The 19,334-nt window shown below is 32.1% G+C and carries 13 protein-coding genes; 1 reads left to right on the plus strand and 12 read right to left on the minus strand.

What is annotated here, in order from left to right; genetic code table 11:
• From ACRHNM_RS11775 to ACRHNM_RS11785, 3 genes are all read right to left on the minus strand, one after another.
• Complete coding sequence (locus ACRHNM_RS11775) at window positions 1-699, minus strand: hypothetical protein (protein ID WP_431136802.1); 699 nt, start codon at window positions 697-699, stop codon at window positions 1-3.
• 13 nt (window positions 700-712) lie between these two features.
• Entirely contained in the window at window positions 713-2,413 is a 1,701-nt protein-coding gene (locus tag ACRHNM_RS11780; protein ID WP_431136804.1) for a hypothetical protein, read from the minus strand.
• Between the two features lie 328 nt (window positions 2,414-2,741).
• Window positions 2,742-6,626 carry a hybrid sensor histidine kinase/response regulator transcription factor gene (locus ACRHNM_RS11785; RefSeq protein ID WP_431136806.1) on the minus strand — a complete coding sequence of 1,295 codons (3,885 nt, stop codon included), beginning with the start codon at window positions 6,624-6,626 and terminating at the stop codon, window positions 2,742-2,744.
• A 254-nt stretch (window positions 6,627-6,880) separates the two neighbouring features.
• Here ACRHNM_RS11785 and ACRHNM_RS11790 point away from each other — a divergent pair, with 254 nt between their 5' ends.
• Window positions 6,881-6,994 (plus strand): hypothetical protein, encoded by a 114-nt coding sequence (locus ACRHNM_RS11790; protein ID WP_431136933.1) that lies wholly within the window; start codon window positions 6,881-6,883, stop codon window positions 6,992-6,994.
• On the opposite strand, the gene ACRHNM_RS11795 is transcribed toward ACRHNM_RS11790, so the two are convergent.
• From ACRHNM_RS11795 to ACRHNM_RS11835, 9 genes are all read right to left on the minus strand, one after another.
• On the minus strand, window positions 6,991-7,539 hold the full coding sequence (locus tag ACRHNM_RS11795) for a hypothetical protein (protein WP_431136808.1): 549 nt from the start codon (window positions 7,537-7,539) through the stop codon (window positions 6,991-6,993). The genes ACRHNM_RS11790 and ACRHNM_RS11795 overlap by 4 nt on opposite strands.
• Before the next feature lie 40 nt (window positions 7,540-7,579).
• Window positions 7,580-9,877, minus strand: coding sequence for a TolB family protein (locus ACRHNM_RS11800; protein WP_431136811.1), 2,298 nt, complete (start codon window positions 9,875-9,877; stop codon window positions 7,580-7,582).
• A gap of 3 nt (window positions 9,878-9,880) precedes the next feature.
• Entirely contained in the window at window positions 9,881-13,069 is a 3,189-nt protein-coding gene (locus ACRHNM_RS11805; protein ID WP_431136813.1) for a tail fiber domain-containing protein, read from the minus strand.
• A gap of 11 nt (window positions 13,070-13,080) precedes the next feature.
• Window positions 13,081-13,491 (minus strand): lipocalin family protein, encoded by a 411-nt coding sequence (locus tag ACRHNM_RS11810; RefSeq protein ID WP_431136815.1) that lies wholly within the window; start codon window positions 13,489-13,491, stop codon window positions 13,081-13,083.
• Between the two features lie 105 nt (window positions 13,492-13,596).
• On the minus strand, window positions 13,597-13,752 hold the full coding sequence (locus ACRHNM_RS11815; RefSeq protein ID WP_431136818.1) for a hypothetical protein: 156 nt from the start codon (window positions 13,750-13,752) through the stop codon (window positions 13,597-13,599).
• A gap of 134 nt (window positions 13,753-13,886) precedes the next feature.
• Window positions 13,887-16,832, minus strand: a complete 2,946-nt coding sequence (locus ACRHNM_RS11820; RefSeq protein ID WP_431136819.1) for a response regulator — start codon at window positions 16,830-16,832, stop codon at window positions 13,887-13,889.
• Window positions 16,833-16,966: 134 nt separating this feature from the next.
• Window positions 16,967-18,160 carry a DegT/DnrJ/EryC1/StrS family aminotransferase gene (locus tag ACRHNM_RS11825; protein ID WP_431136821.1) on the minus strand — a complete coding sequence of 398 codons (1,194 nt, stop codon included), beginning with the start codon at window positions 18,158-18,160 and terminating at the stop codon, window positions 16,967-16,969.
• A 1-nt stretch (window position 18,161) separates the two neighbouring features.
• The gene (locus ACRHNM_RS11830; protein ID WP_431136823.1) at window positions 18,162-18,584 is read right to left on the minus strand and encodes a thioredoxin family protein; all 423 of its coding nucleotides are present in this window, start codon (window positions 18,582-18,584) and stop codon (window positions 18,162-18,164) included.
• A 68-nt stretch (window positions 18,585-18,652) separates the two neighbouring features.
• Window positions 18,653-19,282: an NAD(P)H-dependent oxidoreductase gene (locus tag ACRHNM_RS11835; RefSeq protein WP_431136825.1), complete on the minus strand. Its 630-nt coding sequence runs from the start codon at window positions 19,280-19,282 to the stop codon at window positions 18,653-18,655.
• Window positions 19,283-19,334: the final 52 nt, after the last annotated feature.

Raw genomic sequence — 19,334 nt, forward strand, 5'->3', positions numbered from 1 at the left:
TTAATCTTGAGGTAAATGGTATTCAAAATCTGCAGTAACAGTATGAAGCAATTCTTGAGGATCTGTTGTAGGACTTGTAAAAGCTTTATAAATTGCTCCTCCTACAACTGAACCTTTAACGTATTTTAATACTGTTACACCATTTACCTGAGTAGTTTCAAGTTCTATTATTTGAACGCTAATGGTTTTTGATAACAAATTGGTTAATAGATCATTGTCGTTATCATTATCGCTATCGTAAAAAGCATCGCTAAAAGACATTATTGTATGATATTCTGGTAAATCTGAAATGATTCCTGTATTGGTAGTTAGTATTTCTCCAACAGGATGAGAACCAACTGCTGCTGGTGCGTTTATTATAAAATCCATATAAGTGTCATTGATACCAAAACCTGTAGCAAACGTTAAGCTTAATATCCCATCTAATCCTCCTGGACTTATTGCACCAAGTATCATTACATTAGATGGATTGTCTAGGTTGTCTGGTGGAATTTTGAAAGCTGGTTCTTCAGGATTAGCATTATTAGGATTTCCATTAACAGCATTACCACTAACATCATAATGAATATATGAAGTCCCTTCTGAAGGCCCATCTACATCATCATTACTGTCATCACTACCTGAGCATGAGATAAACATTGATAATATAATACACACTGCTATTGTTTTGAACGATTTTAAAATTGATTGTGTTTTCATTTTGATTCAAGTTTTAGTTTTTTTTAAGCATTTGTGCACCAGAGAAAAAATCCATGGTTTGATAATCTGCTTTTTCTATTGATGTTTTTTTGTTTTTCAACGATTTGGCTACGATATTGACATTATTCTTAGATTTCTTTTTATCTATCATATCCATTTCCAAAATAAGTCCATTAGAAAACTGAGATAAAATTTTCGGATCAATATCAGGCAATTCCATATTCTTATCACCACTAAAACTTAAAAAATTACTTAAGGTCACAGGTGCATTTGTTGCGTGATATACTTTTAATATATATTTATCATCTTCCAATTGAATTCCCTTACAGTTAAAGCCTAGTATAGTTTTTGAAGCTAGTTCTGTTATTTTGTAATCTATTTCAGAATTATTTTGCGTTGTTTCAGGAATTGGATGTATTTGCATTAATTTTTGTCCTTGAGCTTCCATAAACATGACCATAGAATTCAAATTTGAATCGAAAAGCATCGTAGAATTACCCATATCTTTTGATTCTTTTTGAGCTATTTGAGTGGCCTGATACATAGCGCCTTCTTTAATCAAAAAAATCATATCCATAACTTCTTTTTTTCTTGTATTTAAAGCCATTTCTGCTTCTAACTGCCAATCAAAATCATAAGATTCTGGTAAATCATTTACTGTTATTTTATGGTTTTTTAAAGATTTTTTGACCGATTTGGTCATCCCTTTTTCTTCACTAGTATCATAATCATCCTCATCGATATCTTCTTTTGGTTGATTCCCACCTTTGACAATATTTCCCATAACACCTTCCATCAACTCTTGACCAGCAGCTGTCACTTCTCTGGCTTGAGGTAGTTGCACTTCTACTGGAGTATAATTATATACCAAAAGGCTTTTCCCTGGTGGAATCATACTCATACTGTACATATCAGATGTTGATGATAAGTTTTCAAGTTTATTGGAATACACTTTAGTCAACCTGTTTTTTACATCAAACAACACATAATTTCCTTGATAATCTGGTTCGTTCAAAAGTTCAAACTTTGTATAGGTTTCTCCTCTAATAATTTGCGTTGACTCTTTATAATCTTCATATCTAAAATCATCTGGCTTATAGATAAATGCAAATTCTACGATACCGTTAAAAGGATTGGCAGTCATTCCTAAATCGGTTTGTTTTTGATATTGTGCCATAAATGGTTCTGGTGGTAATTTGTAGGCTTCTAACATCATCGTTGGCACCATTAAACCTTGGCTTTGTAAAGCCACCAATGCCGTTTTTGTGTACGCTCCATCATTGAACGTATAAATATAACCTTCGCTATCAATGTAGCTTGGTTTAGACATATTGTCTTGTGTACTTTTTACGGCAACTTCATCAGCATCAAAATATTGAGTTTGGTTGAGTGTACCGTTTTCTATTATCTTAATTTCTAAATCTGCTTTATAAAATTCCTGTTTTGCATTCGTATTTTTATGTAAAGCTACGTTTGCTGATTTTATATCTGAATTTTGCTCATTAGATTCTTTTTTATTTTTATGATCCTTTTTTGTTGTGGCATCATCTATTGTTTTTTCAGTCGTTTTAGATACCTTTTCATCTGTTTTATTTAAAATGGTTCGTTCTGCAGCTTTTTCTGCTCTTTTTTTGAGTTTTTTGAGTAATTGTGCTTCGCCATTTGTTATAAAGCCCAGACACATAACTACTAATAAAATTTGTTTAATTTTCATGGCATGTGTTTTGGATTTGACATAGTTCAAACTCTAATAAGTTATTCATCCTCATAAAGGATAAAATGTGATTGCTAATACACTATCGTACTATTTTCACTGACTTAATTTCTTTATTGTCTAATAATATTTTTAGTACGTAATGTCCTTTTTTGAGGTGATCAATATTTAAGTATATCTTCTCCTCTTTTGTGGGGAAATTGGTAAGACCTTCCATTAGTTAATTCTTTTAGGTGTTATAAAATTAAACTGGAATCCTACCTTTAAATAGCAGATATGTTTCAAAGACTAAAAGATATGTTTCAGGACACTGTATTAGCTTATATTGCTAATGTTTAGAAACGTATTCGTTAGGTGTGCAGCCATAAATTTCTTTAAAACACTTATTGAAGTATGATGGTGTATTAAAGCCTACTTGATATGCAATTTCAGAAATTGTAGCATCTGATTTTTCAAGTAAACTTACTGCTAGATTTAAACGTTGAGAACGAATAAACTCACTTGTGGTCATTTTGGTAATCGCTTTTAATTTTCTGTGGAGTTGAGTGCGACTCATTTGCATGAGCTTACAGAAGAGATCACTTGTGAATTCTGAGTTAGTGATATGTTCATCTAAAACGGATTGAAGTCGCTTTAAAAATTCAGTTTCTGTTGAAGTTATTGCCAATTTAGGATTAATCTGAAAGGTGCTACTAAAATGATTTTGAAGCTGTAGTCTGCTTTCAATAAGTTTCTCAACCTGAACTTTCAATTTTTCGCTACTAAACGGTTTGGTGACATAAGCATCTGCTCCTATTTTAATCCCTTCAATTTCATTCTTTTCACCAACTTTAGCAGTGAGCAGAATCACTGGAATATGACTGGTTAGCTCGTTGGTTTTAATTGAATGACATAACTCGATACCATCTTGTACTGGCATCATAATATCACTTATGATTAAATCTGGAAGATGTTTTTGAGCTTTTTCAAAACCCGTTTTACCATTTTCAGCTTCAACGACCTGATAATTATTAATAAAGGTAGAAACAAGAAATGATCTGATTTCTGGTTCATCTTCAACAATTAATAATGTAGGTTTATCCTTATCAGAAGCCACTATGTTTTTTATAATTGTTTCATTTTGTGCTTCACTTATATCATTAACAATATCTTCATTGTCAAAAGCACCTTTATTAACAGGAAGCGATACTGTAAATTGAATTTTATCATTTTCAATATTATTAGCAATAATGCTTCCTTTAGATAAACTAACGAGATCACGAACCAATGCCAAACCAACACCTACACCATCAGACAGTTCATTATCCTGATAGAATCTCTGAAACAGTTTACTCAAATCTTTTTTATCAACCTGATTGCTTGAGTTTATAACTGATATTACTAAAATATTTTCTTGCTGAGCTGCTTCGAAAACAATTACACTCTGTTTTGGTGCATATTTTATAGCATTAGATAATAAATTTGAAATAACTTTCTCTATAATATCTTTATCAAACCATGCATGTGCTAAATCTTGAATATTGCTTTTTATCTGTATATTTTTATGTTTTGCTTTATACTTAAAAGCGCTCACTATTTGCTTTAAAAGCACTGATAAATTACCTTCAGACACCTTTAGTTTTATTTGTTCGGAATCTATCATAGATAAATCAAGCATCTGATTGACTAACTTAAGCAACCTATCTGCATTTTGCTTTACCAATGACAATTCTTTTTTATCTTTTTTATTGAGTTCAGGTTTTGCTAACTGGTTGTCTATTGGACCTGAAATAAGCGTTAAAGGTGTTCTAAATTCATGAGAAATGTTAGTGTATAGTTTGGTTTTGAATTCATCTAACTTTTTTAAACGTTCTGTTTCTTCATGTTCTAGACGTAGTTGATTTTTTACATACCAACGCCATTTTAAATATTTATATAATAGAAATGCTAAAACAATTCCAATTAACAAGTAGACTAATTTTGCAAGGTTATTATAATACCATGGCTCTAAAATTGTAAAAGAATAGCTTGCTGGATGAGTATTCCAAACACCATCATAGTTGCTTGAAATCACCTGGAACTCATAATCATTAGGTGATAAATTGGTATAATGTGCCACATTAGTATTTCCTGACGAAATCCAATCAGCATCATTATTTATCAACCTGTATTTGTATTGATTTCTTTCTGGCTGTGAAAAGTGAAGCGAGGAAAATGAAAATGTAACCGTATTTTCATCATAATTAAGTGTTTGGTTTTTGTCTAGGTTACGCGCTTTATTAAACACTTCAAAACCAGATATTACTGTTTTAGGTTTTGATGGGTTTATTTCTAATTGATTTGGGTTGAACCAATTTAATCCTTCCAAGCCACCAAAATACAAGACTCCGTTTTTGTCTTTATAATAGGCACCTGTATTAAATTCAAATGCCTGCAAACCATCGTAATTACTATAGTTCTCAATATCAGAAATGGTATTGTTTTCAATTTTGAGTTTGGTAATTCCTTTATTTGAACTTAGCCACAGATTGTTGTTTTCATCTGAAAGCACACCATAAATAACATCGTTAGGCAAACCATTTTTTTTAGAATACACAGTAAGTGATTGGTCGTAAACAGAATACGATTGCAAACCTTCACCATTTGTCCCAACCCATAACATATTATTATTGTAGTATAACGACTTTATTTTATGAGCTATAGTATCAATTTTGACAAACTGTTCCTCTTTAATATGAAATTGAAATAAGCCATCAGACTCTGTCCCAATCCAAAGTGTATTGGCATCTCCTTGCTCAATAGTTCTGATATTGTTAGTTGTTAAATTTGAAGTTTCCGAATTAAATTGTTTTACAATTCCTGAATCTTCATCAAACAGCAACAAGCCATCATCTCTTGTACAGAGCCACATATGACCTGAAGTATCTTTATAAATCTTCCAGATGGTGAGTTCTTCTGTACCTTCAAAAGACGTTACAATGCCTTTAGTATTTATCAGTTGAAGTCCATGAGTTTGATGGCCAATCCATAAGTGATTGTCATCATATAAAAGACTCATGATCCTGTCACCTAACAGATTTGAATTTGCTTTAGTATATGTAAAAAATTCATTGTTATCAATATTAATTTTGGTAAGGCCTTTACCAGAAGTACCAAGCCATATCGTTTTATTTTTATCAATAGCTATTGCTCTTATGACATCTACATTAATATTTTGTGGTAACTGATCATTGGTCAACACATTAAACTTAACCAAATATCTGTCATAATAACTTAAGCCTGTACCATCAGTTCCTAACCAAATAGTTCCAGTATTGTCTTCATATAATGTCAATACATCATTATAATGTAATGCATAAGGATCTTTTTTGTTTTCTGTAAAGTTCTGAATCGTTTCCGAATTAAAATCCACTAAAAAGGCACCTTGTCCATAGGTTGCAATCCACAATCTATTTTGTTTATCAACCAATAAATCCTGAATGATTAAGTTGTGTGGTAAACGTTGAGACGCAAACCCAGTAAATAATTTAAAATTTTGATTGTTATTTTGCTTTACAAACAACCCATTACCATAACTCCCTAAAAACAAGGTATTATTTTTAGATGTTGCTAAAGCACTAAAATTAATTGTTGATGAAATTTCGACAAACTCATAATCACCATCTTTAATTTCAATAATCCCATTATTAGTTGCAGCCAGAATCGTGTTATTTTTTGTTTCTAAAAAATCATATACTGTACGTTTGGCATCTTTGGGTTTTAAAAGTTGAAGTGTATCTTTGGTGTCATGATGAATTTTGTAAATCCCGTTTTGATACGTTCCTAAATAATAATTTTGTGCAGTATCCTGAATAAGTGTGCTCACTTGTTTGATATTAGAAACCATCTGAAAACGATCTGTTTCATTTTGATAAAGTTCTAATTGACCAGAATTTGAAACGACCCATATGTCTCCTAATTTATCGACATAAATTTTTCCAAGTTTACTAAAACTAGGTCGAGTTACATCTTCAAATTGAATATCATAGTGTCTAAATTCTCTTCCAGTATATTTATTGAGACCGTCCTGAGTAGCAAACCACATAAATCCAAGACTGTCTTGAGCAATACTTACCACGCTATTTTGTGACAAGCCTTGCTCAACAGTAAGTTCTCTAAAAGTGATTTGTTTATTACTTTGAGAAAAAGCAATACCACTCAAGAGACCAAAAAAAAGTAACTTTAAGTAATTCATTATGAATTCATAAACTACTTAAAATTACTAAAAATGTTTTTATAAGTACGATTAAACTTCTGAAGTGATAGCTTTTACCATCTTAGTTGCTCTTTCTCGTACTTCATCTTCCGTCCAGGATCGTTTAATCAGGCAAGAAATGTTACGACCGATAAAATGATTTGATTGTGAAAACCTCTTTGTTTTAAGTTGTGATACTGGTGTATTTTCATTTCTGAAGACAATAGTTTCTTAATTCTAGAATTGATATTCAAATTCTACACGATTTAAATATCTATAAACTGAAATTAATTTCTAATACAGAACAAACCAAACGTTTGTGCATTAATGGTTATGGTTTAGAGATTGTGGAGTACATTCATTTTTAAAACTCACTCAATTCAGTTTCAGAATTATGAATTAAAATGTTAAGATTACCTCTTATCCTATTTGATGTTCCTGACTGACCTCCAAAATCTCTTACAAAAAAACTTAATGTTCCTGAATTTCCTGAATTACCAGGAGGAACAACTCCTGTTCTAAATCGACCAGATAGAATTGCTCCTGTTTTAGGATTTGTTCTTTCACCAAACCACTCTATCATTCTGTTAGAAACACTTATATCTCTGATTGACCACGAATCGAATGGTAGTTCTGGGCTTACAAACTCAATTTGATCACTTCCTCCTAATTGCCATTGGATAAGTCCGACTCCTCCTTGATCTGCTCCAGAATAGATAAAACGATATTCAGTATTAGCTTTTAAATTCAATTGCATTCTGGAAAAATCATCGTCTTGCGTGAATACTCTGTTAAATCCATCGCCACGTATGTCAAAAGAAAACGTCGGAACTGTTGTATCAACTTCAGGAATTCTGGTTTCACAAGACAATAAGGTTATGCAAACTACAAATGTTACAAATAATCGTTTCATAATATTACGGTTTTGGTTAATTTATTTATTAATAAAATTTTTATTCTGAATATATCCAGAGAGGTGCACCTTCCTCCCATTTGTTATGCGTTAAACGTATTTTTTTACCATCTGAAATGCGTTGAGCAACAATTTCTCCGTACATCTGAGGCGCAAAAACACACGACTGAACAATAGGCTGTTCATCATTTATCCCGAATTCTTCTGTTGCATAGATAATCCATTGTCCATCAGGTGAAAAATGAGGATGTCCTTCTTGACCAGAATAGGATGTGATTTGCTTTGGAGAAGACCAGGAGTCGTCTAGCTTTCGCTCAATTAAAAAAACATCCATTGTTTTCACAATACCTTTTACATCCTTCCCATTTTCATCAGAACAGTAAATAATTTTATTTCCATCTCTTGAAATCGTAGGAAAATTTTCCTTAGCCTCACTATTAGTTAGATTAGTAATCTTTCCTTTTTCATTCACATAAATATCCATATTGCCAGTTTCACCACTTCTATAAACCATTATAGAATTATCTTCTGAATAATCTGCAAAACCATAATTAGCATCTAATGGTGTTACTCGTTCGATTGTTTTGTCTAATAAGTCATATTTATAAACCGCACTTTGAGCTTTTGGACTACCTCTAAAACTACCAACCGAAAATTGTATTGCTGTTCCATTTGGTGTAAACTTGGTATCAATAACACTTGTCGATTGCGGATTAAAATCTTTATCTGCATTAAAATCAAATAATTTTTGCACATCATTAGAGTTATAATCCACCATGTAGAAAGTAGTTGTACTACTTAAAAATGACCCAGTAAACAACACCATATATATAAGTCCCAATCCGACACCGAAAAGCATTATGCAGTATTCTTTATATAAGGAAGCCATTGGCTTATCATTTGATTTTCGTTTTTTGTAAAGCCAATACATAAGCACTAAAGCGACCAGCAAAACAATTAAAGCAATAACTAAATATTGTCTGACTACATTCAAAGGAAGCACTTGAAATCCAACCCAATTATCTAGCTGTTTAATCAAGAATACTATTAAAAACACTGATAGTACAGAAAACAAAATATACTTCCAAAACGCAATTTGTTTCCGTTTTTTTATACTATTAAAAATTCCCATTACAAACCAAATTAATGCAAGAACTGGCAGAAGAATAAGTGGATACATAAACGGTGTAATAAAATCACCTAAGCCTCTAGCTGGATTATAACTATACACCACTTTAGAACTATTTAAAACTGGAGGAGACACAAACGAACGACGAATTCCAAAAAGAGATAACACTTTATTTTCTATACTATCTTTAGCTGGATGATTCTTCACTAAAATATCACCATAAAAATCGCCCTTGTTACTTTCTGTTTCTTCTAATTTTTTTCCGCCATGAAAAACCATCACTCCTGATTTGTGATAATCAACATTCATCATATGTATTCCATTTGTTAATGATGAATCAATAACTTTTGTAGATGGATTTATCTCAAGAATTCTAAACACACCATTATAATCGTTCTCATTAGTAAAAAGAATTCTTGTATCATTAATAACCAATGGAGACATTGCTCCGCCTATATCACCAGGAGTAATCATTTTCTCGTTATCTCCATTAGTATCAATTTCATATAAATGAGGTCTGCCACCAGATTTATTGCTGTAAAACACAATTTTAGAATCATCCGAACTCCAGTTTGGACTGCCATCCCAACCTTCAGAATTTGTCAGGCGTTTTACATTTGTTCCATCAGATGACATGGTAAATATATCTCCTGTACGTTGCATTGCGAATACTAAAAACTTGTGAGGCTTTATATCATGCGATCTATCACTCGAGAAAGCTATGTGATTACCATCATTTGAGAAACGTGGTCTAAAGTCTCCTGCGTCATTTTTTGTAAGATTTATAGCTTCACTTATGTCAAGCGTTTCAGAAGGTTTAAAAGGTAGTTTATAAATTTCAGCATTACCTTCATGCGATGAGACAAGAGCAATCCATTTTCCATCTGGAGAAAAATCGACTTGATCTTGCATAGATTTACTTTTGATCAATAATCTTGGAAGTGTATCTCCATCGATATGTTTTACGAATAAATGAGGCTTCCCTAAACGTTCAGAAGTAAACACTATCCAATTCCCATTTGGACTTATTTTAGCATCGTAATCTAAACTCTTGTTTATGGTAAAGGGACTGAAGCTTTTTCCATTATCTTTTGACAAATGAATATCCCAGCCTTGAGGTCTAAATGAAGAAAAAAATACTTGATCTGATGCCTGACCATATCCAAAACTAAGAACAAATAGACCTAAAAATGCGAATAATTGTTTCATTGCTTATTGATTATTTTCAGCTTTAAGACCTTGTATTCCACTTTTTATAGCTTGAACTTCTAAAGCTAGTTTTGAAAGCTCTTTCTTGTAATTATCAATTACATCTTGTTGCTCTTGAATGGCATTAATTAGAATAGGAATCAGTTCTGTATAATTAACACTTAAGGTTTGGTCTTTATCATCTCTTGTCAAAACCAATTCCGGGAAGATCTTTTGAACGTCTTGAGCAATTAATCCAAAACTTTTATGATTTGTTTCTGACCTGTTTTTCCAATAATACTGTTTTGGTTTTATATTTAATATTTCGGCTATGCCATAAGGCAAATCTTCAATATCTTTTTTTAATCGTCTATCACTAGCATGAACAATAGCACCTCCAACGGTTACATTACCACCATCTACTTGCAAATTTAAATTTGAAACTGCCCCATTATTACGAGCCATGATTTCATTAGCATCCATAGAAATATTAACACCTGTTACGTCACCTAGAACAAATAAACCATGATTAGTGAGTGAAGTATCTAAATTTCCAGCAACTTGTAAACGGGTTGCAGGAGTCGCTGTACTTATTCCTACATTATCTGCAAAATAATTTGCTATTCCACCAAAACCCCAACTAAAATACGTGCCATTATACCAAAGCGCTTCATCGCCATCAACTCGCAGTGCTACACCTGTCAATCCTTGATTTAAGTTTGTCTGACCTGCAACTGAAAATGTATAATCTGGGTTGTTCATATTAATTCCAACTCTATTGGTGCTTGAATCAACTCTGAGTGTGCCTCCATCAACGATGACGTCTCCATTATTATCATTTTGAAGAAACAAGTTTGAATTTGTATTTGTAACAATTTCGTCGCCATCTAAACGCAGTGTTCCTCCAATCTCAAGAACTCCAGAACCTGAAGTTGGTGATGCATCAGTGGTACCAGTTATTTCTGTTCTTCCATTCAGACGTATAAGATTATTATCAAACTCACCATATACCAAGGCATTGTTAGCATCTGCATTAGAGTTTGCTATATAAAGCCTATTGTTTCCCGTTTCATTTGATCCAGCTTCATATCCAATAAATACATTAAAACTACCAACACCACTGTTTATTCCAGCATTATAGCCAACTACAGTATTATTAACACCAGAATTATTTCTTAAAGCCTGGCTTCCAATGGCAACATTATTACCATTATTTAAATTATCATAAAGTGCTTCAAAACCAATAGCAACATTACCATTGCCTCCAAAGCTATTATATAAAGAAGATATTCCAATTGCAACATTAGAATGACCTGAAACATTAGAAAATAAAGCTTCACTTCCTAAAGCTACATTTCCAATCCCTGTTTGATTTGCACTCATCGCATAAGCTCCTAATGCCGTATTCCCAAAACCTGTTGTGGTACTATTCATAGACCAGGAACCTACTGCTGTATTAAACGTTCCATCAGTATTAGATGTAAGAGAATAATTTCCTATTCCAGTGTTATAAGAACTTGTAGTATTATCTGACAAGGCAGCAAAACCTAATGCTGTATTTTCAGAACCAGTCGTATTACTATATAACGCTCCAACTCCTACTGCACTGTTATAGTCTGCAGTATTACTGTAAAGTGCTTGAGATCCAATAGCTGTATTACTATTACCAGAAGTATTGTTTTGTAATGCATTAGTTCCAATTGCTACATTACTTAATCCTGATGTATTAAAATTTAATGCACTATTTCCAATTGCTATATTATTTAATCCAGTTGTATTAGAATATAAAGTACTACTTCCTACAGCAATATTGTTGTTACCATCAATATTATTAAACAATGCAGAAAAACCAAGGGCTATGTTATTGTCTCCTGTAGTATTGTAAGCTAAAGTATTTATGCCAAGCGCTGAATTATTTGAGCCTGATGTATTAGAGAATAAGGAAATATGTCCTACGCCTACATTACCATTACCATTGTTATTATAAAGAGATCCTGAGCCGACAGCAACATTTTCTGTACCAGTTGCATTTAGCCTTAGTGCATTATTACCAACAGCAATATTATCTATTCCAGAAAGGTTTTCATATAATGATCCAGAACCAATGGCGATATTACCTGTACCATCAGTATTTCTAAATAAGGATGCATAACCCAAGGCAGTGTTGTAATCACCTGAAGTATTTGCTTGTAATGTATTTCTACCTAATGCTGTGTTATTAGAACCTGAAGTATTTGCTGTTAATGAACTATCTCCAATAGCTACATTGTTATTGCCATCAACGTTGCTTTGTAAAGTTCTATTTCCGATAGCTACATTTTGTTCGCCATTGGTATTATTTTGCATTGCGAAAGCTCCTATTCCCAAATTATATAACGTTGAACCTGAATCATTTTGACCTGCAGATTGTCCTAAAAAAATGGAGTTTTCTCCAACATTTGTTTTTCCATCCGATAGGTTATTTATGCTATCATCATCAACATCAGAAAACAATTGCCAAATAAGTTGACCTGAACCATTATTTGATAATACTTGTCCAGCTGAACCTGCTGAAGTTGGAAAACTATAAGCTCCATTTATATCTAATATCCCATTAATTTGAAGAAAGTCATTGTCAAATTCTCCATAGATAAGTGGTGTTGACGTACTACTTTCAATGTATAGTCTATTACTGCCACCTTCAGCAAAACCTGCATAATATCCCAGAAATACATTATTACTTCCAGTAGAATTTGAACTTCCTGAACCGACTCCTATAGACACATTTTGACTTCCACTAGACACATTACCCAATGAATTAAAACCTACTCCAACATTTTCATTACCTGTACCATCATCATTCTGCCCAGAATTTAAACCAAGGAATAGTGAAGAACCTGAAGCATCGGAACGACCATCTGATAAATCATCTACTTTTTCAGCGCCTTTTCCAACTGACAACCAAGTTGTGGTCGCATGATTGTAGTAATAAAATCCTGGTGAATCCGTTCCTACAGTTGTTGTTAAATACACCAACATCGCGTCTTGGTTTGCATTAACACCAGTTGGAAACACATCAACTTTTGGGATTAAAATACCATCAGTATTAGCTGGTACAGCTTGATTTGAAGATCGTATATCTAAGGTCGCATTTGGATTTGTGGTACCAATACCAACTTGAGAGAAACCCAAAGCACAAAAACACAAAATGAATATACTGAATATTGTTTTCATAGTTAATTGGTTTAGCCTTGAACTTTATCAAAAACTATAGTATCTCCAACATTGTCGGTGACATTTAAAGTTGTTTCTGATATACTGTTTATAGTTGCAGTTACGGTATCTGGACCTAATTCAATAGTTAAGGTGCTTCCAGTCAATGAATATGTGCTGTTTACTGTGCCTTGAGTCTCGCATGGACCATAGCTATCATCGAAATTTTCGACATCAACTGTATTGTTAGTATTAAATTTAAATGAGCTGTTTTTTTCACAATCAGAGAAACCTCCAGGTGTTTTAGACTCTAGGTACCATTTGCCAGTAGTTAATAACTCTGAGGTTGATGGTGTGTTTTCTGATGAAGAGTCATCATCGCTACTACAACTACATGTAAAAAGGATTAGACTTACAATGCTTAATGTTTTTAATACATTCATAATTTTTGTGTTATTAAAAGAAAAGGAAGCCATATTAATTCTCCTCGTCATAATGTTGCTTCCTTTTTCTCAACTGATTAATAGCTTCATTATATTGTTAATGATTCATTTTTCCTTAGTGAAATGAGTACTCTTAATTATTTTACTATTGTAGACTATACTTAGTTTATAACTTCCTTTCTCTAAATGGTTTACATTGATATAAATATTAGTTTGAGGTAAAGATTGTATCGTTCCGAGTAATGCTTTTTTTCTATTCAAAATTTAGGTTTAAAACTTTTTACAAAGAATTTAATCCAAAACTAATGGGAAGGATCTAACTTGGTTATAACAGATGTAACAATTGTTATGAAGTATGTAACAATTGGAGAATTAATGAGAAAAAAAGCTGCTTTCTACAATTTTTTTAGGTAATCTGAAGGTGAACACCCATACTGTTCTTTGAAACATTTAGTAAAATACGAATGATCATTAAATCCAACCGAATATCCTATTTCTGAAATATTCACATCAGATTTTTTAAGAAGCTCTACAGCTAATTTTAAACGTTGAGAACGTATAAACTCTGTTGCCGATAAACCAGTTAGGCCTTTTAACTTTCTATGAAGTTGCATGCGACTTAGTGCTAGTGCATTACTAAATTCTTGAACATTAAAAGACGACTCTGTGATACTTGAATCTATAACGACTTGAAGTTTCTCTAAGAATAGTTCATCCGCATTAGAAATTGCAATGTCTTTGGGTTTGAGTATGATTTCCTGACTATAGCGTTTTTGAAGTTGTTTTCTGGAGCTTATTAAATTATTAATTCTGGTTTGAAGTAGTTTGGTCTTGAAGGGTTTTATTACATAATCATCTGCTCCAAGGTCTAAACCTTTGTATTTATTTATATCATCAGACTTAGCAGTTAACAACACAATAGGAATATGACTCGTGCGCTCATCTTGTTTTAAAGTCTTAGTAAGTTCAAATCCACCAATATTTGGCATCATAACATCTGAAATAATAATATCTGGTATAAACTCAATAGCTTTAAGACAGCCTTCTTCTCCATCTTTGGCGTCTAGAATAGTAAAATCGTTTTTAAAAACACTCTTTATAAACGTTCTTATCTCATCATTGTCTTCTACGACCAGCATAATGTTGTCTTCTGGTGAAATTTCTATGCGTTCGTCTTCAATGAGCTTGTGCTTTGAGGTGTTATATTCAGTTGATTCAATGATTTCATATGGTTTGAATAGATTCTTGTCAATAGGTATTACAACCGAAAAGATGATTCTACCATCGTCTTGTTTAACATGCATTTGACCTCTATACAAATCAACTAATTCTTTTACCAATGACAACCCAATACCAACACCATCTTTGTTTTGATCTGCTTGATAAAATCTGTTGAAAATATGTTTCACTTGAGTTTCCGTAAGTATATAAGTAGTGTTTGCTATCTCTAACACCAAAGACTTTTTTGCTTCTTTAGCATTGAATGTTACAGTTCCGTTTTCATCACAATATTTGAATGCATTCGTCAGTAGATTTGTCGTAATTTTCTGAATAACATCTTTATCAAACCAAACGTTTTCAAGTTCTTTTATATCATAAGTATAAGCTATGTATTTTTCAGTGGCAGATAATTTAAAAGAAGCTGCTAAGGATTTTAATAATACAGACAAATTATCTTGTTCAATTCTTAATTTTAACTGCCCAGATTCTAACTTTGCTAAATCTAGCATTTGATTAACAAGACCTTCAAGCCTATCTGAATTCTTGTTAATAGTTTCTAACTCTTGTTTTTCATTTGATTTCAATTCCCTATTTTCTAATTGTTTTTGGGAGTAACCAGAAATAAGGGTTAATGGTGTTCTAAACTCATGCGAAATATTAGCAAAGAGTTTACTTTTGAATTGATCCAATTCTTTCAATTTTTGATTGGTTCGTTTTCTGTTGCTGTAAAGCATAAACAAAAATAATCCTGCAATTGTCGTAATGCCTAGTCCTCCAATCAACAAATTCCTTTCACTTTTTTGCTTTTGAGCAATTAAATCCTTTTCAGTTTTTAGTAAAGCAATTTCTTGTTCTTTTTTTTCAGTTTGGTATATGGCCTCAATTTCTTTTGCTTTTAAAAGATTTTGGCTAATCACAAGAGAATCATTAATTCTATTAAACTGTTGTGAGTATTCATAAGCTAATTTATACTCTTTTAGTTTTTCTGAATTTAATTGCAAAACTTTATAGATATCCTTTAATTCTTCATATCCATCCATTTTAAGTGCTAAATCTTCAGCTTCTAATGCTAACAGATTGCTATCTCTATAATTCTTTTTTTCACTTAGAATGTTAGATTGCCTAAGAAGTGCAAATATTAAACCTGCATTGTTTTTATTAGCTCTATTAAGATTAATGGCAATTTCACCAGCATCAAAAGCCTTATCCAGCTGACCACTATTGTAATAAATATCACATAAAACTACACTTAATGATGCCTCTTGCAAAGGATACTTATTTTGATTATAGTATAATCGAGCCTCTAAGGCATATTTTGCTGCGATGTTATAATTTCTTCTTTCATTCTCAATAAGTGCAAGTTTGCTTAAAATGAAATTTTGTTGATATGCATCATCTATACTTTTGAATATTGCATACGCTTGTTCTTGATATGAAATTGCTTTCTCATATTCACTGAAAGATTGATATACATCTCCAATAAAAGACAGTGTAAAACCACGTCCAAAGCCTCGATAATTGTGAGATTCATAAATGCTATCTGACTTTAATAGATATTTTAATGCATGTTCCGTTTTGTCAAAAACATAATTATAAATTTTACCATATTGCCCAAAGATATAGGCAGTTTCTTTCCACATACTATGCTTTAAAGAAATAGATTCAGCTTTTCTGGCATACATAAGAGCATCTTCTCCATTTCCTAATCTTGCATTTTCTTGAGTTAGCCTAGAATAAATTTTATAAATGCGTTTTGGATCATTCATTACTTTAGAATAATACAACGCTTTCAACAAATTATCATTTATAAATTCTGACGCACTTTGACCCGATTCAATAAAGATTCCGAAATATCCTGCTTTTCTTCTGTAGTAATTATAATATGCTAAATTTGACTTGTTGGTTTTTGCATAACTAAAAAATTCTTCAAAATATATTTTGCAACTATCGACATCATTACTCTTATAATGCCTGATCAAAGCAATATAACTTTTACATTTTGAGCTGTCTGTAATTTGAGTTTGTGTTAGTACTAATTTTAATGAATCTACATTTACTCTTTTCTTTTGAGCAAATGAAAAACTACAAATCAAAAAAACTAAAACCCAAAACTTGTTCATAGAGAAATCATTTAATTACAGCAAAGCAATGATATATAATATAATTATTTCTAGCTGTTATGAATGTAACAATAATAAGTTACATTCTTTATAAGAAATTAAATGAATTTGATTTCGGCTATAACCAATCAGCCTCAAAAACAGGACTTTATACAGCTAGCCATTGTTTCAGCTCTTTGCCTAACCTCATCTTCTGTCCAAGATAATTTAATTAAACAAGACATATTTCTAGCAATATAATGGTCTGATTGTTCAAATTTTTTATTCTGAAGTGTTTGTAATCCTTTTTTTACCTCATTAGAAATAGGATATAACGATTTCAAATTTTTTAAATGGTCCCATTTACGAACATAATGCCAGTTATTGTCGTAATAATGAAAACAAGCGTCAATTCCCTTATCTTTTAATGATGCAGAGACTTTTCTTGCAGATTCTAAATCTGGCAGAAAGAAATTTAAGAATGCATAACTTTCTTCTCCTCCTTCAGGAACTTTTCTAAAAGTAACTCCAGGAATTTCACCAATTGCGTCACGTAATATGGTATAATTTTTTTTCTGAATCGATAAAAATTCTGGTAATCGTTTTACCTGTGCCAAACCAACAGCTGCATGCAATTCTGATAGTCTGAAGTTATAGCCTAAAAACGGATGCGATTCTGCTCCTCTATCTGAACCAATATGATCGTGACCATGATCGCTGTAATGGTCAGCATTTTTATAATATTCAGGATTGTTTGTAATTACTGCTCCTCCTTCGCCACATGTGATTGTTTTTACAAAATCGAACGAAAAACAACCTAAATCTCCTATGCTTCCTAAGGGTTTTCCTTGATAGGTTCCACCAATAGCCTGACAAGCATCTTCAACAAAAAGAAGATTATGTTTAGTACAAATATTGCTAAGTGCATTCATATTACCCATACTTCCGCACATTTGAACAATCATTACAGCTTTAGTTTTATCAGTAATCGCATTTTCAACCGCTTTAGGGTCTAAAGTAAGCGTATCATCTATATCTACCAGTACTGGAATGGCTCCTAGCATCATTATCGCTTCAAAACTAGCCACAAACGTAAAAGTTGGCATAATCACTTCATCTCCTGCTCCAACTCCTGCAGATGCCAAAGCAACTGAAACTGCTGCAGTACCACTTGAAACCAACTGTACATGATTTATTTGGAATGTGTTTTGAAGTTCGGTTTCGAGCTCCTTAGCTTTCCAATGACCTTTACGCATACCATCAAAACCGTATCGCATAAGAACTCCGTTATCTAAAACATCATTAACTTCCTTGCGTTCTAAATCACCAAATAATTCGAATCCTGGCATATTAATATTTCGTCTTAGTTTTTAGAAACGTCATAAATTCTGAAATACTTTCAGAGTTTATTTCAGTTAATGCGTTTTCAATTGTATTCCCTTTTTTATCAATAAGAGCTAAAGCAGGAACATCATTATTTTTAGTATAATGAGAGGCTAAACGTTTATGATAGCTGTCAGTTGACACATCTAATTTTAAAAGCACAAAACTAGACACATACTTTTTGAAATCTTCCGTATTGAAAACTTGATTTTGCAATAGATTATATTCTTCTCCAATTGTATTGTCTGTTACGAAAACCAAAATTGGATTATTAAGTGTTTCTGAAGCTTTAAACGCTTCTTTATAATCTGTTAACCAATTTTGAGTATCATTTTGCGCGAAAAGGTTTACGCTAACTATGAGCAGGAGTATTACGGTTAATGTTTTCATGGTATTACTATTAAGTGTATGAAACAAATATAAGCTATTAGTGAGGTCGTTCAAAACAATTCTTATAATTATAAAGTGATGACTGAATCATCGATTGTCTTTCTAACTTTTTTAAAAGTAGCAAATTTATCGTCTTCTGCTCTATATCCAATAGGAAGCAACAATACTGATTTTAAATTTCGTTTTCTTAGATTTAGAATTTCATCATACTTTTCTGAAATAAACCCTTCCATCGGACATGCATCAATTCGTTCAATAGCACAAACGGTCATCAAATTACCAAGTGCGATATAAGCCTGTTTTATAGACCAATCCTGGCGTTCAGTTTTTGACATATTCTGCATCATTACCTTTAAATCCCTTCGATAAGGCTCTAATATATCTGGAGGAGTCTGTCTCAAATCCGCTACAGAATCAAATAAATTATCAACGTCAGAATCAGAAATATCATCCTGAATGCATATGACTAATAAATGAGACGCATCTAATACTTGTTTTTGTTGATAAGAGTATTCTATTAGCTGTTCTCTTTTGTCTTTATCTGAAACAACAAGTAAACTCACTGTTTGTAAACCAAAAGAAGTAGCTGTGAGATTAAAAGCTTCTTTTATTGTTTGTAATTTATGATCTGAAAGCAGTTTTGAAGGGTTGAATTTTTTTGTTGCATATCGCCATTTTAAATGATCTATAATATTCATAATATTCAAATTATTATTGCAAAAATAAGCTATGAAATTTTTATTTAAACCA

The sequence above is a fragment of the Psychroserpens mesophilus genome, from assembly GCF_050617655.1.
Taxonomy (GTDB): domain Bacteria; phylum Bacteroidota; class Bacteroidia; order Flavobacteriales; family Flavobacteriaceae; genus Psychroserpens; species Psychroserpens mesophilus_A.

Excerpts from the sequence above, each read along its gene's own strand:
- ACRHNM_RS11775 (WP_431136802.1), bottom strand. The coding sequence starts at position 699 with ATGAAAACACAATCAATTTTAAAATCGTTCAAAACAATAGCAGTGTGT.
- ACRHNM_RS11780 (WP_431136804.1), bottom strand. The coding sequence starts at position 2,413 with ATGAAAATTAAACAAATTTTATTAGTAGTTATGTGTCTGGGCTTTATA.
- ACRHNM_RS11785 (WP_431136806.1), bottom strand. The coding sequence starts at position 6,626 with ATGAATTACTTAAAGTTACTTTTTTTTGGTCTCTTGAGTGGTATTGCT.
- ACRHNM_RS11795 (WP_431136808.1), bottom strand. The coding sequence starts at position 7,539 with ATGAAACGATTATTTGTAACATTTGTAGTTTGCATAACCTTATTGTCT.
- ACRHNM_RS11800 (WP_431136811.1), bottom strand. The coding sequence starts at position 9,877 with ATGAAACAATTATTCGCATTTTTAGGTCTATTTGTTCTTAGTTTTGGA.
- ACRHNM_RS11805 (WP_431136813.1), bottom strand. The coding sequence starts at position 13,069 with ATGAAAACAATATTCAGTATATTCATTTTGTGTTTTTGTGCTTTGGGT.
- ACRHNM_RS11810 (WP_431136815.1), bottom strand. The coding sequence starts at position 13,491 with ATGAATGTATTAAAAACATTAAGCATTGTAAGTCTAATCCTTTTTACA.
- ACRHNM_RS11820 (WP_431136819.1), bottom strand. The coding sequence starts at position 16,832 with ATGAACAAGTTTTGGGTTTTAGTTTTTTTGATTTGTAGTTTTTCATTT.
- ACRHNM_RS11825 (WP_431136821.1), bottom strand. The coding sequence starts at position 18,160 with ATGCCAGGATTCGAATTATTTGGTGATTTAGAACGCAAGGAAGTTAAT.
- ACRHNM_RS11830 (WP_431136823.1), bottom strand. The coding sequence starts at position 18,584 with ATGAAAACATTAACCGTAATACTCCTGCTCATAGTTAGCGTAAACCTT.
- ACRHNM_RS11835 (WP_431136825.1), bottom strand. The coding sequence starts at position 19,282 with ATGAATATTATAGATCATTTAAAATGGCGATATGCAACAAAAAAATTC.